Below are 15,044 nucleotides of genomic sequence, written 5' to 3' on the forward strand. Positions count from 1 at the left end.
CGGAGCGCAGGCCTACGTCCGGGCCCGCCTGCATGGCGGTGGTGAACTCCTCTTCTGCCTGCACCACTCGCGCGAGCACCTGCCGAAGCTGCGCGATCTCGCCGAGATCGACGACGAGACCGAGCGCCTCATCGAGACGCCCGCCTTCACCGGCGAGCAGGCCTGAAGCACTCGGCATACATGCTGATCAGCGCGGTCTCGACAGCCCCGGAAGCCAGCTTTTGGCTGCCGGGGCTGATCATCGTCATCGGCATTCTTGGCGTAGTGGTCCCGGTCATTCCGGGCCTGATCGTCGCCCTCGTGGGCGTCCTGATCTGGGCGCTCGACCTCGGCTCGACGACGGGCTGGGTCATCTTCGGGCTGTGCGTCGCGGTGTATGCCGCCGGGCTGGCCCTGCAATTCCTCATCCCCGGCAAGCGGATGAAGGCCGCCGGGATCAAGAATTCGACGCTCTTGCTTGGCCTGTTGCTGGGGATCATCGGCTTCTTTGTGGTGCCGATCATCGGTGGTCCGCTGGGCTTCGTGATGGGGATCTACCTGGTCGAGGCCGGCCAATCCCGGGACCGCGACCAGGCGTGGCGCCAAACCAAGGTGGCCCTGCGCGGCGTGCTGCAGTCGATGGGCATCGAGTTGCTCGCCGGCATGACGATCCTGACCATCTGGATCGCCGGCGTCCTTCTCACGCGCTAAGAGCGGTGCGCTGCGCGAGCGCAGCGGGGTTCCTGCCGAGCCGAGCGGGGTTTGTGAGTGGGAGCGGGGTTCCTGCCGAGCCGAGCGGGGTTTGTGAGTGGGAGCGGGGATATAGCCCCGCTCGCGTTTAGAAGAGCCGCTCGGCTCAGCCGCCCGGGCCAGGCCGGGTTGCTTACCAGCCGTCGCGGCGACGGTCCCAGCGGTCTTCGAGACGCTCCATAAAGCCGCCAGCCGCCTTGGGCTTGTGGGTGCGGCGGGCCTTGCGGGCCTTGGCGGAGGTGGCGCGCACGCTGCCGTCGGCGCGGACGCTGCCGAGTTGGACCGGCTGCTTGCGGGGCGGCGCGAAGGCATAGGCGAGCGCTGCGACCATCACGACGAAGCCGATGCCGCCGATGATCCAGTTGGTGTTGACGCCGAGGAGCACGAGACCGAGGCCGAGCAGCACGCCGACGCCGCCGATGATGTGGTGGCGGTGGGTGGTGCGCCGGACGACCGACTGCATCTGGTTGGCGAACCGAGGGTCCTCGGCATAGAGCGCCTGCTCCATCTCATCGAGGAGCTGCTGCTCGCGCTCCGACAGCGCCATCGTGGCCTCCAACCAAATGTGCCTCCGGCGGGTGCCGGCTGCGCTTCCAACTGTCCTATGAAAGAGAACGCTTCGAGAGGGTCTTTCGTTGCCCATTGTGACTCATTCGCGCCCAGACTCGGCATCAGGATAAGTCGCGATTTTGCCCGGCGGAAGGTGTCAATCCCGTCGGATCAGACTCGCCGGGCCTACACTGCCCGCGCCGAAGCGCGCGGACGCGCGATCCACGGCCCGGTCGGCGTCGCGCCAGCCGTATTCGGGCTCATCGAGCGTGGGTTGCACTGGGGCCGCCGACGAGCGGACCAGACCCTCCATCCGGACCCCCACGAGGCGCAATCGGGCCCGCTGGAGGGCCAGCGCGTCATACAGGCTCTTGGCCGTTGTGTAGATCTCTTGGGTGACATCGGTGGGGTCGCGCAGCGTCTTGGCGCGGGTGATCGTCGTGAAGTCGGCGAAGCGGACCTTGATCGAGACGGTGCGCCCGACCAGGCCGGCGGATCGCATGCGGGAGGCGGTCTTGGCCGAGAGGCGCAGCAGTTCCCGGTGGATGTATGCCGGGTCGTCGACATCGACGGGGAAGGTCTCGTCGGAGCCGATGGACTTCTCGCGATGGACCGGCTCGACGTGGCGCGGGTCGCGGCCCCACGACAGGTCGTGCAGGTGGGTGCCGCCGGCGTCGCCGAGGGCACGTTTGAGGGTGGCGAGCGGGGTATGCGCGATATCGGCGACGGTGACCAGGCCAAGTCGGGCGAGCGACTCCTCGGTCTTCTCCCCCACGCCCCACAAGGCGCCGACGGGCAGTTGCTGGACGAAGCCGACGACCTCCGCGACGGGCACGACGAGCAAACCATCGGGTTTGCACAAGCCCGAAGCGAGCTTGGCGACAAACTTGCTTGGCGCGACGCCGACGGAACAGGTGACGCCCTGCTCGTCATACACCGTGTCCCGGATGCGTTGCGCGATCGTCGCGGGGCTGCCGAGGCGGCGGACGGCGCCCCCCACATCGAGGAATGCCTCGTCGAGGCTCAGCGGTTCGACGATGGGCGTGATGCTGGCGAAGGTCTCCATGACGGCATCGGACATCGCGGAATAGAGGTCGTGATCGGGTCGGAGCACGGTCGCTTGTGGGCACAGCCGCCGGGCGCGCGCCATCGGCATGGCGGAAGTGACGCCGAAGGCGCGGGCTTCGTAGGTCGCGGACAGCACGACGCCGCGCGTGCCGCCGCCGATGATGACGGGGCTGCCTATGAGGTCCGGGCGGCCGAGGAGGGACGCGGAGGCAAAGAAGGCGTCCATGTCGACGTGGAGCACCGTGCAGCCGGTGTCGTCGGGGGGGCTATTGCCCGCTCGCGGCGGGGGCCGGAACTGACGCCGACTCATGGCGGGGGCGCGCTGGCCTAGTTGTGCCGGCGGGCGACCACGTGCAGCGCGGATCCGATCTGCCCGAGCAGACCGAACTCGGGATGCGTGGCGACGGCGGTTTCCAACTCGAGCAAGGCGGCGCGTTCGGAGTCGGATTCGAGGAAGACCGAGGGCACGAGGTCGCTGAACAGGCGCACGCCATGGCTGTCGACGACGGTGAAGCCGCTGCTGGTGAGCAGCGCCTCGACATGGGATTTGTCGAAGCGGCGCGGCAGCGGGTCACTCGCGCCATAGCGGCCGTCGTCGCTGTCCAGCACGGTGCGCGCCTGGCCGAATTGGCCGGCGAGCGCGCGGGCGAGGACGGCGGCGAGGCGCTGGGCAGTCACGAGCGAGAGGTGGCCACCGGGGACGACGATTTCGCTGATTCGGTCCAGGGTGGCCTTCGGGTCATCGACGACTTCGAGGGCGCCGTGCAAGGTCACCAGGTCGACGCGGGCACGCAGGATGGTGCGCAGGTCGTCGGCATCGCCTTGGGTTGAGCGCAGGGTGTCAGAAACGCCGGCCTCCTCGGCGCGACGGCGCAAGGCGGCGAGGGCATCGGGACTGGGGTCGACGACGATGACTTCGTGGCCGGCTTGGGCCAGGGGCACGGCCATACCTCCCGTGCCGCCGCCGAGGTCGAGCACGCGCAGGGGCCGTCCGACCTCCTGCCGGCGCTGCTCCGCCAGGGCCGAAACGGTCGCCCAGACCGCCGCCGTCCGCAGCCCGGTCTCGACTCCCCTCCGGGGCCGCCGCCGCTCGCTCGTCATATGCGCAACTGTATGCGGTGCCTCCGACAGCCCCTTGACGCGTACGGCGCGGCGGAGGCGTGCGGCACCTGGTGACAGAACCTCGAGTTCGTCACGTTCGGCCGAGGTCGTCACATCAACCTGACGACCTCAGCCCAACGTGACGACCTGACCGCGAGATCGTCACTGTGGGATTCCGCCGCCGCCGCCGGTCCGCCGCCGCCGGCAGCTACTTCGGCGCGTGCGATCACCAGCCGGAGGAGCCGGGGCTGGCGTGCCAGAGTTTGCGTGAGGTGATGGCCTCGCCGGGGGGTTTTGTGTCGGCATACGGACTCTGGCGGAAGCCGCTGGCGTGCACGAGGACCCGGCGCGAGCCGGCGGATTCGGCGACGCCGGTGCGCTCGCCCTTGACCGGATTGCCGGCTGCGTCCAGGGGTATGTCGTGCTCCGCGAGGAGGGTGTGCACCGCCTCCAGTCCGCCAGAGAGCCAGGCCTCCCACAAGGTGGCCAACTCCCAGGCACCGGTGGCGCGCAGCGAAATCCCGCGGGCGCCGGTGCGGCGGGTGATGCCGCGCACGAGCAGCAGCCAGGAGTGGAAGACGGTGCCGGCATACGGCCCCTGCACATCCTCGAAGAAGGTGGAGTCGGAGGGGCCGGTGCCGTCCTCGAGGGTGAGGAAGACGACCCGGCGACCGGAGCGGATCGGCGGGGTCTGGGTGGCGACCTTGACCCCGGCGACAAGCACGGTGGTGTTGCTGCGCGTCCCCATCAAGGAACTGCTCGGCGTGACCCCGAGAGCCCGCAGCATCGGGGCATAGAAGTCCATGACATGCCCGGTGGCATCCAGGCCAAGGATGTCGAGCTCGGCGCGAATGCGTTCTGGCACAGCCATATCCGGCAGACCGGCGCCCGCGCTCAACTGCGGTTCGTCGCCGAGATCGAGCGCCATCTGGATCGGCTCGGCGCGCACCGGAGCGGCCGCCTGGGACTGCGCGGCAGCCAGATCACGCGGGTCGATCCCCGACGAAAGACCTTGTGCGGCAACCCCTTCGGTCACCATGCGCGCCGGTCGGGCCCGCCGCCGACCAGTGCGTATGCCGCGCTCCCACCGGTCGAGTTCGGCCGCCCCGAGGAGCAGGTCCCGGCGGGTGATCCGGCCGTGCCGGCCAAGACCACCGGCGCTGCTTCCCATGGCGTAGATCGTGTCGAAACCCCCTGCCAGGATGAGCTTTTCGAGGATCGGCCGGGAGACTTGGGCGCGATGCCAGAAGTCGGCGAGGCTGGCATACGGCTGCCCGGCGACGATCCGCGAGACCTCGGCGGCGCTGATGCCATTGACATCGGACAGCGCTAGCCGGATCCCCCATCCGGTGCCATCGGCCATGTCCGGATCGGGCGGCGGCGGTGGGTGCCAGAGATCGCCGAGCGCGGCCAGGTGCGGGCTGTTGTCGGCGGGGTCAAGACGTTCGACGCGGTAGGTGTCGCCGGAGGCGTTGACATCGAGGCCAAGGACGGTGATCCCGTGGACGCGAGCGTCATCGAGGATGAGGCGCTTGGGATACATCCCGGGGTCGTGCGTGAGGACCCCGGCGAGGAAGTGCGCGGGCCAGTGCGCCTTGAGCCAGGCGCTCTGATAGGTCGGCAGCGCGAAGGCCGCAGCGTGCGCCTTGCAGAAGCCGAAGGAGGCAAAAGCCTTGAGCACAGCCCAGATTCGGTCGCGATGCTCCTGCTTGTAGCCGCGGGCGCGAGCCGCCGGGTGCCACCAGGTCTCGATCTCCTCGATGCCGCTCGGGCTACCCATTGCCCGGCGGACCTCGTCGGCCTGGGCGAGCGAAACACCGGTCGTCTCGGAGATGATCCGCAGCATCTGCTCGTGGAAGACGACCACCCCCTCGGTCTCTTGCAGCGCCGGGATCAGCGTGGGGTGTAGGAATTCGGCATCCGCCCAGCCGTGCCGCGCCTCCAGGAAGGGCCGGATCATGTCGGACTTCACCGGCCCCGGCCGGAAGAGCGAGATGTCGATGATGAGGTCCTCGAAACGCACCGGACCGAACTTGCCGATCAACTCCCGCTGCCCCGGACTCTCGATCTGGAAGCACCCGAGGGTGTGGGTGGTGCGGATCATCGCAAAGGTCGCTTCGTCGTCGAGCGGCACGTGCGCGCGGTCGTCAAGGTCGACGAAATCCCCTGTCGTGCGCTCGATTTCGGCGACGGCATAGGCCATCGAGGACTGCATACGGATGCCGAGGACGTCGAGCTTGAGCAGCCCGAGGACCTCGACATCGTCCTTGTCGAACTGGCTCATCGGGAAGCCCAGCCAACTCGCCTCGACCGGCGTGCGATCGAGCAGCGTGCCATTGGACAAGATCACCCCGCACGGGTGCAGGGCGATATGCCGCGGCAGGCCGTCGAGCGCCTCGACGAGTTCAAAGAAGGTCGCGAGCTGGTCGCTGTCCAGGCCGCGCTGGCGCAGCTCCGGCAGGTCGGCGATCGCCTGGCGTGCATCGCGAGCTCTGATGTGCGGGAAGGCTTTTGCGATCTCGTCGACCTCACCGGGTGGCATACCCAGGGCGGAGCCGACATCGCGGATCGCATGCCGCACCTTGTAGGTGTCCATCATCGACACGCAAGTCACCCGCTCGCCGCCGAAGCGGTCGAGGATGCGCTCGTAGATATCGGTGCGCCGGGCCGACTCGACATCGATATCGATATCGGGCAGTTCGGCGCGCAGCGGTGAGCAGAAGCGCTCCATGAGCAGGTCGTAGCGGATCGGGTCGACGCCGCTGATCCCGAGCAGGAAGTTGACGAGGCTCCCGGCGCCGGAGCCGCGCGCCGCGACCCGAACCCCCATCTCACGGATCAGGTCGACGACCGTGGCGACCGTCATGAAGTATGTCGGATAGCCCAGTGCCGCAACGACATCCAGCTCCTCGCGCAACCGGCGCTCGACAGCCGCTCGCTCGCTCTCGGTCGCCCCGGCATAGCGGGTCAGGATCGCGGCATGACAGCGCTCGTCGAGGACGCGCTGCGGATCGGTGCCTTCGGGTATGCCGAGGATGTGCGGCTCAGGCAGGTGCACCGCGCCGATCCCGAGATCGCGGCGCGGGTTCTGGGCGCAGCGGTGGGCGAGGGCGAGAGTCTCGGCGATGAGACGGTCGGCCCGGTCGTATGTCGTGTGCCCCGCCCGCTCCGCCACCTCGCGGGCGATGCGGTGCATCGTCGCGGTGCTCGCGAGATGCCCGGCTTCCGAGACCCGGTCGAGGTGGCGGCGGTCGAGCAGGACGAGTCGCCGGGCGGCATCAAGGACATCGACGATGCGAGCATCGACGGGATCGATATGCCGCACCGCTGCCGTCAGAATCGCCGGAACTCCCTGCGCATCAGCAAGATTCAGCATCCGGGCCGCGTGATTGCGCGAACCGCTCGTGCCATCGGGGCCACCATGGCAGACGATCTCCACGACGAGCCCGTCGCGTGGTAGGACCGTCTGCCAGGCACGCAATAGATCCCTGGCCGCCGCGAGGTCCTTGCGCAGCACCGCCCGACCGACATCGGAGTCCGGGCCGAGCAGCACGATGAGTCGGGCGGGTTCGGCGCACCCCGCTCGGTGGGGACGTTTGCTGTCGCCAGGGCAGCAGCGAATTTCCCCACCACCGGCGCGCCCGGGCGCCCCGGCGGCATAGTGCGCCACGCGGTCCGGAGCGCTGATCGGGATGCCGCGCTCACCGCGCAGGTGAGTGTCGGTCACCAGACGGCACAGGGCGGCCCAGCCCTCGGCATACGGCAGCCCGGTGGCGGGGCCCTGCGAACCGCCGGCGCCGACGGCGAGCGCCGTCACCCGCGGCAGGCGCGGGTCGACGACGGCACCGCCGCGCACGGGGGTGCGCGGCGGGCGGGCGCGCGGATCTGGCGGCGGATCGAGAATGCCGCGCGCCATCGCCAGATCGACCCCGAGCACCGCTTCGAGGCCGGCCTTGGCCGCGGCTTGGACGAAGCGCACCGCGCCATACAAACCATCGCGATCGGTGAGGGCGACGGCCGGCTGGCCGTACTGCGCCGCCCGCTCCACCAGCGCCTCAGGCATTGCCGTGCCATAGCGCATTGAGAAGCCGGAGGCGAGATGCAGATGAGCGAAATCGGTCATGGCAGAAGGGTTTCCGTCGAAAGGGCAGCGCGGATCACCGGGCGGCGCCATCGGGTGACGCCGCCCGCCGATCGGGGTCGGGCGCGGGGTCGGTCAGGTGGTCATCGGCGCCAGCAGCACCGGCCCGGTGCGCCGGGTCAGGCCGAGCAGGGTCCGCACCCGGTCGTGGAACTGTTGCGCCGAGCGCACCAGATCGTCGGCCTCCCGCACCGTCATCGGTTCCTCGCGGGAGCCCTCCGGGCCCGGGTGGTATGCCGTGTCGCTCGCCCGCCCGAGCACTTCGCGCCGGGTGGCGCACAGCGCGAAGAAGTCGGCCCACTCCTGCAATTCCGGCGCGACGGCGGGCAGGATCTCCCACAGATTGCGCGGCCCGCCGGAGCCGCGCGAGCCGGCCAGGCGCGGGCCGCGGACGGCGAGCACCGCGGCGGCGGCGCGCAGGGCGGAGAGTTGGGCCACGGCATACCGCTGCCCGATGTGCTCGGCGTGACCGGCCTCGAGCAGGCTAGCCTGGGAACCGTCGAGCAAGTCCAGCGCGGAGGCGACCCGAGTGGCCGGCACCCGCTCCCGCTCAGCACCGGCTGGCCGACTCGGCGCCTGCTCGCGCAGCGGCTCTGGGGGTGCATCGGCTCGCGTCACCATCATCTGCTCCGTCGTCATCGTCATCAGTCCTGCACCCGCAGCAGCGTCCATGCCGGGACGGTGGCGGCGTCGGTGTCGCGGCCGATGTCATAGATCCCGCTGCCCGCGCACCGGCCAGCGCTGGCCTCCACCCGCCATACGGTCCGCTCCCCCGCCTGCGGGGTACCGACCGGGTCCTGCCACCAGGAGCGGCGCTCGGTCCAGCGGTCGAGGACTCCGCGCACGGCATACAACCGGCCCCGCCAGATGAAGGCGGACATCACCTCATCCCGAGACTGGACGTCGACGGGTTCGTCATATCGGCGGGCCATCGGCGGGCGCTCCTTCACGCTCGGGCGGCCGGGGATGGACGAGATCCGCCGGCGGCGACTAGAGTTGAAACCGAACATCCGTTCGTCGAACATATGTTCTATTCTGACTCTACTCCGGTCGGATGCTCGACCGTCAAGCCCGATCTCTCAGATTCTGGTTACCTTCCGGTAGCACGGCGGCTCAAGGTGCGTCATAGTGGTCGACGGCCACACACGGCTACCCCAACCCGAACGGAATACCCCCCGCATAAGCGTTCACCGTCGCACCTCCGCCGCCGCCAAGGGCATCAATCGGTCCGGCTCTCGCGCGGTCGCCGCAACGGTCAATGTCTACTTCCACGTCATCACCGATGCGAAGGGCAATCTCAGCTCGACGATGATCAACAACCAGATCACCGTCCTCAACAATGCCTACGCCGGCAGCGGATTCAGCTTCACCTTGGCGGGCACGGACTACACCAATAACACCACCTGGTACAACGGGCTCACCAACGGCTCAACCGCCGAGAAGTCCATGAAGACCGCCCTACGCAAGGGCACGATGGCCGACCTCAACCTTTACTCCGCCAGCCTCGGCGGCGGGCTCCTCGGCTGGGCGACCTTCCCCAAGAGCAGCTATGACGTCATGGACGGTGTCGTCCTGCTCGATCAGTCGCTGCCCGGCGGCACGGCCGCGCCCTACAACCTCGGCGACACCGCGACCCACGAAGCGGGGCACTGGTTCGGGCTCTACCACACCTTCCAGGGCGGGTATAACGGCCAGGGCGACTATGTCGCCGACACCCCGGCCGAGAAGTCCGCGGCCTATGGCTGCCCGACCGGGCGGGACACATGCCGTCGCTCGGCCGGTCTCGACCCGATCAAGAACTTCATGGACTACACCGACGATGCCTGCATGAACACCTTCAGCGCAGGCCAGATCTCCCGGGCGCAGTCAATGTGGGCGACCTACCGTCAGGGCAAGTGAACCTTCCCTGATCCTCACCCTCGATCGCGGGCTTCGGCAGTATGCCGGGGCCCGCGCTTCGTTGCCCCTCACCTGCTCGTCGTGCAGGCGATGCGATGAACCTCAGTCGGGTAGCAGCGAAATCTTCTGCCAAATTTTGCCGGCCATGTCCGTGGTCATCGTCTCGATGCCGGTGATCGTGTCGAGCACCACGGCATCCTCGGACTCCTCGGCGCAGAGCGCCGCGACCTTGCCGATGAGGCTGAGCAACTCGGAGCAGTAGTCGAGATAGTGCTCCAACTGATCCCGATCTAGGCCTGGCTCAGCGGATTTCGTCGTTTTGACGAAGTCCGGGCGAAGCCGCTCGGGATCCTTGGTGAGTTGGTGCATGTCGACGATGTGCGCAAGCGAGCGCAGCCGATGCAAAGTGGCGAGCAACTCGCGGCGCTGGATGCGCTCCGGCAGCGCCATCAGGAAAAACAGGGCGATCCCAGCGAACACCAGATCGTTGATCAGCGACTCGATGAGTGGCACCCACTCGAAAGACTGGTCTGGGCCGTGCTGGATGGCATCACGGATCGTCACGACGAGCAGCACAGAGGTGGCGGCCAGGACTACCGCCCCGATGATGCGGGCGAACCACGATGTCGCGAGCAGGCGCCGACGCAATCCGGGAGCACTCGATCCGACATCCTGGGAGATCTGCGCCAACTGCTCGGCGACAAGGTTCAACCCGCGCTCGGGGAAGCGCGCCCGGATCCGCTCGGCCAGCCGCTCAACGGTCTGGTGCACCAGCAGCGGATCCAGCCGCGTCGTCGACGTCCCTCCCACGACAGGCACCTTAACGAGTGGCTCCTCGCCAAGCTGCCCGGCCGCGCCTCAGCGATCGTGGGGAAGTTCGCTGTCGCCAGGGCAGCAGCAAAGTTCCCCACCGCGCGTGGCTTTCGGCGCCACGATCTCGACGAGCGACACACCGCGCTGGCCACACGGGCATACAGTCGCGGGGTGAGCCCCGACCTGACTTCCCACCCGGCCGTCTCGGCCGTGCGTGCCGCCCTGGCAGACCGCGGTTTCGACCCGGACTTCCGGGTGCTGCCCGATGCCGTCAAGACCGCCCAAGCGGCGGCGGACGCCCTCGGCATCACGCCCGCCGAGATCGCGAATTCGTTGATCTTCAAGGGTATTGACGCCGACGGCTCGGCCTCGCCGGTGCTCGTCATGGCCTCGGGCGGGCATCGGGTCGACACGACCTACCTCGCACAGGCCCTCGATCTGGCCAGCCTCGATCGGGCCGACCCGGACTTCGTCCGCGCTCACACGGGTATGGCGATCGGCGGGGTCGCGCCGGTGGGTCACCCCACGCCATTGCGGACCGTGGTGGACACCTACCTGGAGCAGTTCGAGCAGGTCTGGGCCGCGGGCGGGCACTCGCACGCGGTCTTCCGCACGTCATACGCCGACCTGCTGGCCATGACCGACGGAACGGCCTCGGCCGTCACGCCCTGAGTGGCGTGGCGAGTCAGCGCACCGGCATTGGCGCATCCGGGAGCGGACGGCCCGGTCGATAGGGCCCGATCAGGACCGACAGCGACGCCAGCGCGTGCAGCGCGGCGAGCAGCGCGATCGCGCTGCGCACGCCGAACTGCTCGCCGAGCCAGGCCGCCGCGAGACCGCCGAGGGGCATTGTCCCGAGATTGACCAGTGCGCTGGCCGAGACGACTCGCGCCATGAGTTCGCCTGGGACATAACGCATCCGGAAGGCGCCTCGCAGCACATTGGCACCGACGACGCCGATCCCGACGAGCACTTCGCCAAGCGGCACGAGCAGGACGAGCAGGCCCGGCTGCGCGGCGGGGATGAGCAGGGCCGCGGGGCCACCGATGATCTGCAGCGCAACCATCGCCGGCCCCTGACCGAGGCGTGTGGAGGTCCGGCGCGCGATGCTGGCACCGATCAGCCCACCGACACTGCCAACGGCGATCACGACCCCGATCGCGCCGGCCGGCAGGTGCAGGTCCTTGACAAGGAAGAGCACCAGAAGGGCGCCATAGCCCGTGAGCGCGAAGTTGGACACACCGCCCTGCACCGCGAAATACCGGACATAAGGATCGCGAGCGAGCACGCGCAGGCCGGCCCGAATCGAGGTGAGCATCGGCTCGCGAGCCGGCGGCGTGGGACGCGACATGTCACCCGGGCGTATCCGAGCCAGGCAGAGGGCCGAGACGAGGAAGGAAATCGAGTCGAGGACCACGGTGTATGCCGCCCCGACCAGCGCGACGAGAGCGCCACCCACGCCGGGGCCGGCGATCTGCATCGCCGATTCCGTGCCCACCAGTCGCGAATTCGCTTGTTCCAGATCGTCTTTCGCAACGACCTGCGGCACCAGGGAGGCGTAGGCCGTGCGGAAGAAGACGGAGCCGAAACCAACGCCGAGCGCTGCGGCGAAGACGTGCGCCAGGGTGAGATGACCGAAAGCCCACGCGACCGGAACGCTCGCCGTGACCGCCGCTGACCACAGATCGGCCCCGATCATGATCCGGCGGGCGTCGCCGCGATCGATCCACACCCCGGCCGGGAGACTGATGAGCAGCCACGGCAGCCAGGTCGCCGCGGCGAGGAAGCCCATGGCGCGGGCGCCGGCGTCGAACTCGGTGACGGCTAGCAACGGGAAGACAAGCGTCGTCGTCAGGTGAGCGGACTCGTCCCAGTGGGGCGCTGCGCGGCGGCATACCTCGTCGGGGTTGACCCGATAGCGGCCGTGAAGTCGCGACTCAGATGCGCCTGGTCGCTATAGCCCAGCTCGGCCGCCACCTCCGCCCACCGCACCTCCTCGCCGCGCGCGACCCGCTCGGCGGCCTCGATCAGCCGCAGCCGGCGCAGCATCCAGGCGGGCGAGATCCCGGCATACTCCGCGAAGAGCCGCTGCAGGGTGCGCACGCTCAGGCCGGCGTATGCCGCCAACTCCTCCGCCAGTCGCAGCTGCGGGTGTCGTTCGGCGGCCTCGGCAATAGCGGTTACCTCGCGCGCGGCCCGCATCCTGGCTGGGTCGGCTTGTGCCACAAAGGGTTCCACAGCCTGCAGGAGTATGCCCGCGCGGTCACCACCACTCGTCGCCGCCGCCATTCGCTCCGCGAGCGCGCTGTCGTCGAGCGCCAAGACGGTGCCCATCGGGACTTCCTTGTCGGTCCATCGCGACACTGGCACCGGTGCCAGTGCCCCGAAGCCGCCGACGGTCGTCTTGATGGCGACATTCCAGCCGGAGCCGATGAGGACGCGGGTAGTGCGGCGGCGGGCGACACCGACGACGCGCGGGAGGACGGCATACGGGCCGGGCGGCGGGGTGCGGCCGGGCGGCGGCCCATTGCCGACGCTGAGATTGACCGCGGGCAGTGAGAGCACGTCCTGCGCGAGGCGCTCACCCGGCGGGAGATTCCAGGAGACCGACCAAGCCCAGTCGAAGATCCCGTCCGTGGCGGTCGGCACCGGAAAGCGTTCAAGCCGAACGTATTCCGCCATCCGAGCCGGATGCAGGATCGCGCGCGTGTCCTCGGCCGGGTCGGGTGGCTCGCTCACGGGGAGAAGCCTACGAACGGGACGCCGGCGGGTTCGGCGAAGATGTCGCGAATCTTCAAGCCCGGGTGCAGGCGGGCAACATACGGTCGAGGACATGACACACCACTCCCCGACCACCGACCCCCGAGCCACTGCCGAGCAGACCCGCGACGTCTTGCGGTCCCTCGCGGACGTGCTCGACGCCATCCCGGCAGAGGCAGCTGACCGGCCGACGCCCTGCGCAGAGTTCACGGTCGCCGACCTCCGAGGCCACATCGTCGGGTGGGCGACCGCCTTCGGCGCCGGCTTCGCGGATCCAAACGGTCAGGCGCCGGACGCCGATGGCGTGCCGGTCGACGGCACGGGCGGCGACCAATTGCGCTCTGCCGCAGACCAGCTCGTCGCCGGAATCGCCGATGGCGGCGCCGAGCGAGACCTTGTGCTCGCCGGCGGTATGGCGATGCCCGGGGACATGGCGCTGAGCATGGTGCTGTGGGAATACCAGGTGCACGGCTGGGATATCGCCACCGCTACCGGTAAGAACTGGTCGCCCGCCGAGGGTCCGCTCGAGAACTCGATCGGCTTTGCCGACCAGATGCTCACGCCCGACTTCCAAGGCGAGGGCAAGGCCTTCGCGCCGCGCGTCGAGGTGCCCGCGGATGCCCCAGCGCTCGATCGCCTGGTCGCGATGTCTGGCCGCGATCCGGAGTGGAACGCCTGAGTCGGCTCGGAACACCGGTGCCGCCGTGGGCGTTAAGTCGCACAACCCGCTGACGCTCGGCCCACAGGAGACGAATGCCGCTAGCCGACCAACTCGATCGACTCGTCGCCTTGGGCTTACCACGCCTGGCCGGCCTGGGAGAGAAGGACTTTCGCGCGCTGGCCACGGAGCTGCGACTCGCGCAGGGCGAGCTACTCGTCATACATCCGAAGCTCGTGGCGCCCAGCATCCTGACTCCACTACTGGTGCGAGACGACAAAGCCGGATTCGTGGTCGTGGATATGACGGATCTGGACACCTTCGCTCCGGTGGCCGGAGTCGAGGTGCCCGATGCACCGCTTTATATGATCCGCGACCCGCAACGCGGTGATGAATATCGCAACCAAAGTCCCCATGAGGTTGCGCCGCAGATCGCCGCCCGGGGCCGGTCGCCGCTGACCGTCTCCGAGGGCATCTGCTGGCTGCTGCAGCGGCCGGAGCTGCTGGAGCCCAACTACTGCTTTATGACTCCCGGTTCACGCCTGAAGAAGCCGACCGGTGGTCTGGATGCCCGAACCCCGGCGATCTGGATCAGCGGCGGCACCGGCCGTGACGGCGCCGCGATGAAAGGCGCGCCGAAGGTGGGGTGGTGCTGGGCGGGCAATCGGCATACCTGGCTGGGCATCGCCTCCTGCGCCGACCGGGGCTAGGTCGTCCGAAGCTCCCGAACGTCCGTGGCGGAGTTGATGGCGCGGGCGGCGAGCCAGGACGCCGCGAGCACTAGGGCGATGAAGCCAGCACTCGTCCCCAGCACCCCGAGCCACGGGAAACCACCCGGGAGCAGGTGCCGAGGCACGACCAGCGTCTCGATCACCGCCGTCACAATGAGCGACAGGGTCGTGACCACCGCTGTCGGCACGGCCGACTCGACGACCATCGCCCGACGCAGGACGCCACGCGGAACACCAGCGAAGACTTGTCGGGCGGTGGAGCGCCGACGCCACATCAGGGCCTCAACGGTCGCCAAGAGGAGGGAGACGCCTGCCAGGACGATGGTGATCACGAGCAGGGCTGAGAGCAGGTTTCCGATGCTGGTGATCAAGGCGACGATCTCGCGCGAGTTTGCCGGGCCAGATCGGCCGGCGTCGGACAGGAGCGCCGGGCGCAGCACGAGGTTGGAGGCCGCAAGAACGGCGAGCAGTTGCAACGCCATCGTCGGGCGAGACGTCGCGCGGGAGTGCTGCATCATCCGCCGTCCGGCCAACAGCAACGCCGGCGATGACGTGCTGCGGCTCACGCGCTTCCCCAGCAGATAGGTCACGCTCG

16 protein-coding genes are annotated in these 15,044 nt (G+C 68.9%); 6 read left to right on the top strand and 10 right to left on the bottom strand.

The genetic code is table 11. The features are described 5' to 3' along the window. Together ABD225_RS18690 and ABD225_RS07280 are read left to right on the top strand one after the other, a co-directional pair. Positions 1–166, top strand: a 166-nt coding sequence (locus tag ABD225_RS18690; RefSeq protein ID WP_425564360.1) for a DUF7455 domain-containing protein, incomplete at its 5' end; no start/stop codon positions are given. Between the two features lie 14 nt (positions 167–180). Further along, positions 181–690 carry a DUF456 domain-containing protein gene (locus ABD225_RS07280; protein ID WP_344082987.1) on the top strand — a complete coding sequence of 170 codons (510 nt, stop codon included), beginning with the start codon at positions 181–183 and terminating at the stop codon, positions 688–690. A gap of 172 nt (positions 691–862) precedes the next feature. On the opposite strand, the gene ABD225_RS07285 is transcribed toward ABD225_RS07280, so the two are convergent. The 6 genes from ABD225_RS07285 to ABD225_RS07310 all read right to left on the bottom strand — a co-directional run bounded on the left by ABD225_RS07285 (position 863) and on the right by ABD225_RS07310 (position 8,613). Beyond that, the gene (locus ABD225_RS07285; protein WP_344082989.1) at positions 863–1,276 is read right to left on the bottom strand and encodes a DUF3040 domain-containing protein; all 414 of its coding nucleotides are present in this window, start codon (positions 1,274–1,276) and stop codon (positions 863–865) included. A 159-nt stretch (positions 1,277–1,435) separates the two neighbouring features. Then, entirely contained in the window at positions 1,436–2,656 is a 1,221-nt protein-coding gene (dinB, locus tag ABD225_RS07290) for a DNA polymerase IV (RefSeq protein ID WP_344082991.1), read from the bottom strand. A gap of 17 nt (positions 2,657–2,673) precedes the next feature. After that, entirely contained in the window at positions 2,674–3,447 is a 774-nt protein-coding gene (locus ABD225_RS07295) for a methyltransferase domain-containing protein (protein ID WP_344082993.1), read from the bottom strand. Between the two features lie 226 nt (positions 3,448–3,673). Continuing rightward, positions 3,674–7,570, bottom strand: coding sequence for a DNA polymerase III subunit alpha (locus ABD225_RS07300; protein WP_344082995.1), 3,897 nt, complete (start codon positions 7,568–7,570; stop codon positions 3,674–3,676). Positions 7,571–7,663: 93 nt separating this feature from the next. Beyond that, entirely contained in the window at positions 7,664–8,260 is a 597-nt protein-coding gene (locus ABD225_RS07305) for an SAV_6107 family HEPN domain-containing protein (RefSeq protein ID WP_344082997.1), read from the bottom strand. Beyond that, positions 8,233–8,613 (bottom strand): DUF6504 family protein, encoded by a 381-nt coding sequence (locus ABD225_RS07310; protein ID WP_344082999.1) that lies wholly within the window; start codon positions 8,611–8,613, stop codon positions 8,233–8,235. Before ABD225_RS07310 ends, ABD225_RS07305 begins: the two co-directional genes overlap by 28 nt. A gap of 103 nt (positions 8,614–8,716) precedes the next feature. Between ABD225_RS07310 and ABD225_RS07315 the strand changes: the two genes are divergently transcribed. Then, positions 8,717–9,487: a zinc metalloprotease gene (locus tag ABD225_RS07315; RefSeq protein ID WP_344083001.1), complete on the top strand. Its 771-nt coding sequence runs from the start codon at positions 8,717–8,719 to the stop codon at positions 9,485–9,487. A 102-nt stretch (positions 9,488–9,589) separates the two neighbouring features. On the opposite strand, the gene ABD225_RS07320 is transcribed toward ABD225_RS07315, so the two are convergent. Continuing rightward, positions 9,590–10,297: a hypothetical protein gene (locus tag ABD225_RS07320; RefSeq protein ID WP_344083003.1), complete on the bottom strand. Its 708-nt coding sequence runs from the start codon at positions 10,295–10,297 to the stop codon at positions 9,590–9,592. Positions 10,298–10,471: 174 nt separating this feature from the next. Between ABD225_RS07320 and ABD225_RS07325 the strand changes: the two genes are divergently transcribed. Further along, entirely contained in the window at positions 10,472–10,972 is a 501-nt protein-coding gene (locus ABD225_RS07325; protein ID WP_344083005.1) for a YbaK/EbsC family protein, read from the top strand. 13 nt (positions 10,973–10,985) lie between these two features. On the opposite strand, the gene ABD225_RS07330 is transcribed toward ABD225_RS07325, so the two are convergent. Both ABD225_RS07330 and ABD225_RS07335 read right to left on the bottom strand, forming a co-directional pair. Then, the gene (locus ABD225_RS07330; protein WP_344083071.1) at positions 10,986–12,155 is read right to left on the bottom strand and encodes an MFS transporter; all 1,170 of its coding nucleotides are present in this window, start codon (positions 12,153–12,155) and stop codon (positions 10,986–10,988) included. After that, positions 12,152–13,039: a helix-turn-helix domain-containing protein gene (locus ABD225_RS07335; protein ID WP_344083007.1), complete on the bottom strand. Its 888-nt coding sequence runs from the start codon at positions 13,037–13,039 to the stop codon at positions 12,152–12,154. The genes ABD225_RS07330 and ABD225_RS07335 overlap by 4 nt, the downstream gene beginning before the upstream one ends. 94 nt (positions 13,040–13,133) lie before the next feature. Between ABD225_RS07335 and ABD225_RS07340 the strand changes: the two genes are divergently transcribed. Together ABD225_RS07340 and ABD225_RS07345 are read left to right on the top strand one after the other, a co-directional pair. Then, positions 13,134–13,739: a TIGR03086 family metal-binding protein gene (locus tag ABD225_RS07340; RefSeq protein WP_344083009.1), complete on the top strand. Its 606-nt coding sequence runs from the start codon at positions 13,134–13,136 to the stop codon at positions 13,737–13,739. A gap of 74 nt (positions 13,740–13,813) precedes the next feature. Further along, positions 13,814–14,428, top strand: a complete 615-nt coding sequence (locus ABD225_RS07345; RefSeq protein WP_344083011.1) for a DUF5701 family protein — start codon at positions 13,814–13,816, stop codon at positions 14,426–14,428. On the opposite strand, the gene ABD225_RS07350 is transcribed toward ABD225_RS07345, so the two are convergent. Next, positions 14,425–15,044, bottom strand: a 620-nt coding sequence (locus ABD225_RS07350) for a hypothetical protein (RefSeq protein WP_344083013.1), incomplete at its 5' end; no start/stop codon positions are given. The two genes, ABD225_RS07345 and ABD225_RS07350, sit on opposite strands and share 4 nt — an antisense overlap.

The sequence above is a fragment of the Nostocoides veronense genome (assembly GCF_039531185.1).
GTDB lineage: Bacteria > Actinomycetota > Actinomycetes > Actinomycetales > Dermatophilaceae > Nostocoides_A > Nostocoides_A veronense.

Bases quoted from the DNA above. Each gene is read 5' to 3' on its own strand.
- ABD225_RS07345 (WP_344083011.1), top strand. From the start codon at position 13,814: ATGCCGCTAGCCGACCAACTCGATCGACTCGTCGCCTTGGGCTTACCA.
- ABD225_RS07285 (WP_344082989.1), bottom strand. From the start codon at position 1,276: ATGGCGCTGTCGGAGCGCGAGCAGCAGCTCCTCGATGAGATGGAGCAG.
- ABD225_RS07280 (WP_344082987.1), top strand. From the start codon at position 181: ATGCTGATCAGCGCGGTCTCGACAGCCCCGGAAGCCAGCTTTTGGCTG.
- ABD225_RS07295 (WP_344082993.1), bottom strand. From the start codon at position 3,447: ATGACGAGCGAGCGGCGGCGGCCCCGGAGGGGAGTCGAGACCGGGCTG.
- ABD225_RS07305 (WP_344082997.1), bottom strand. From the start codon at position 8,260: ATGGACGCTGCTGCGGGTGCAGGACTGATGACGATGACGACGGAGCAG.
- ABD225_RS07300 (WP_344082995.1), bottom strand. From the start codon at position 7,570: ATGACCGATTTCGCTCATCTGCATCTCGCCTCCGGCTTCTCAATGCGC.
- ABD225_RS07310 (WP_344082999.1), bottom strand. From the start codon at position 8,613: ATGTTCGACGAACGGATGTTCGGTTTCAACTCTAGTCGCCGCCGGCGG.
- dinB (WP_344082991.1), bottom strand. From the start codon at position 2,656: ATGAGTCGGCGTCAGTTCCGGCCCCCGCCGCGAGCGGGCAATAGCCCC.
- ABD225_RS07340 (WP_344083009.1), top strand. From the start codon at position 13,134: ATGACACACCACTCCCCGACCACCGACCCCCGAGCCACTGCCGAGCAG.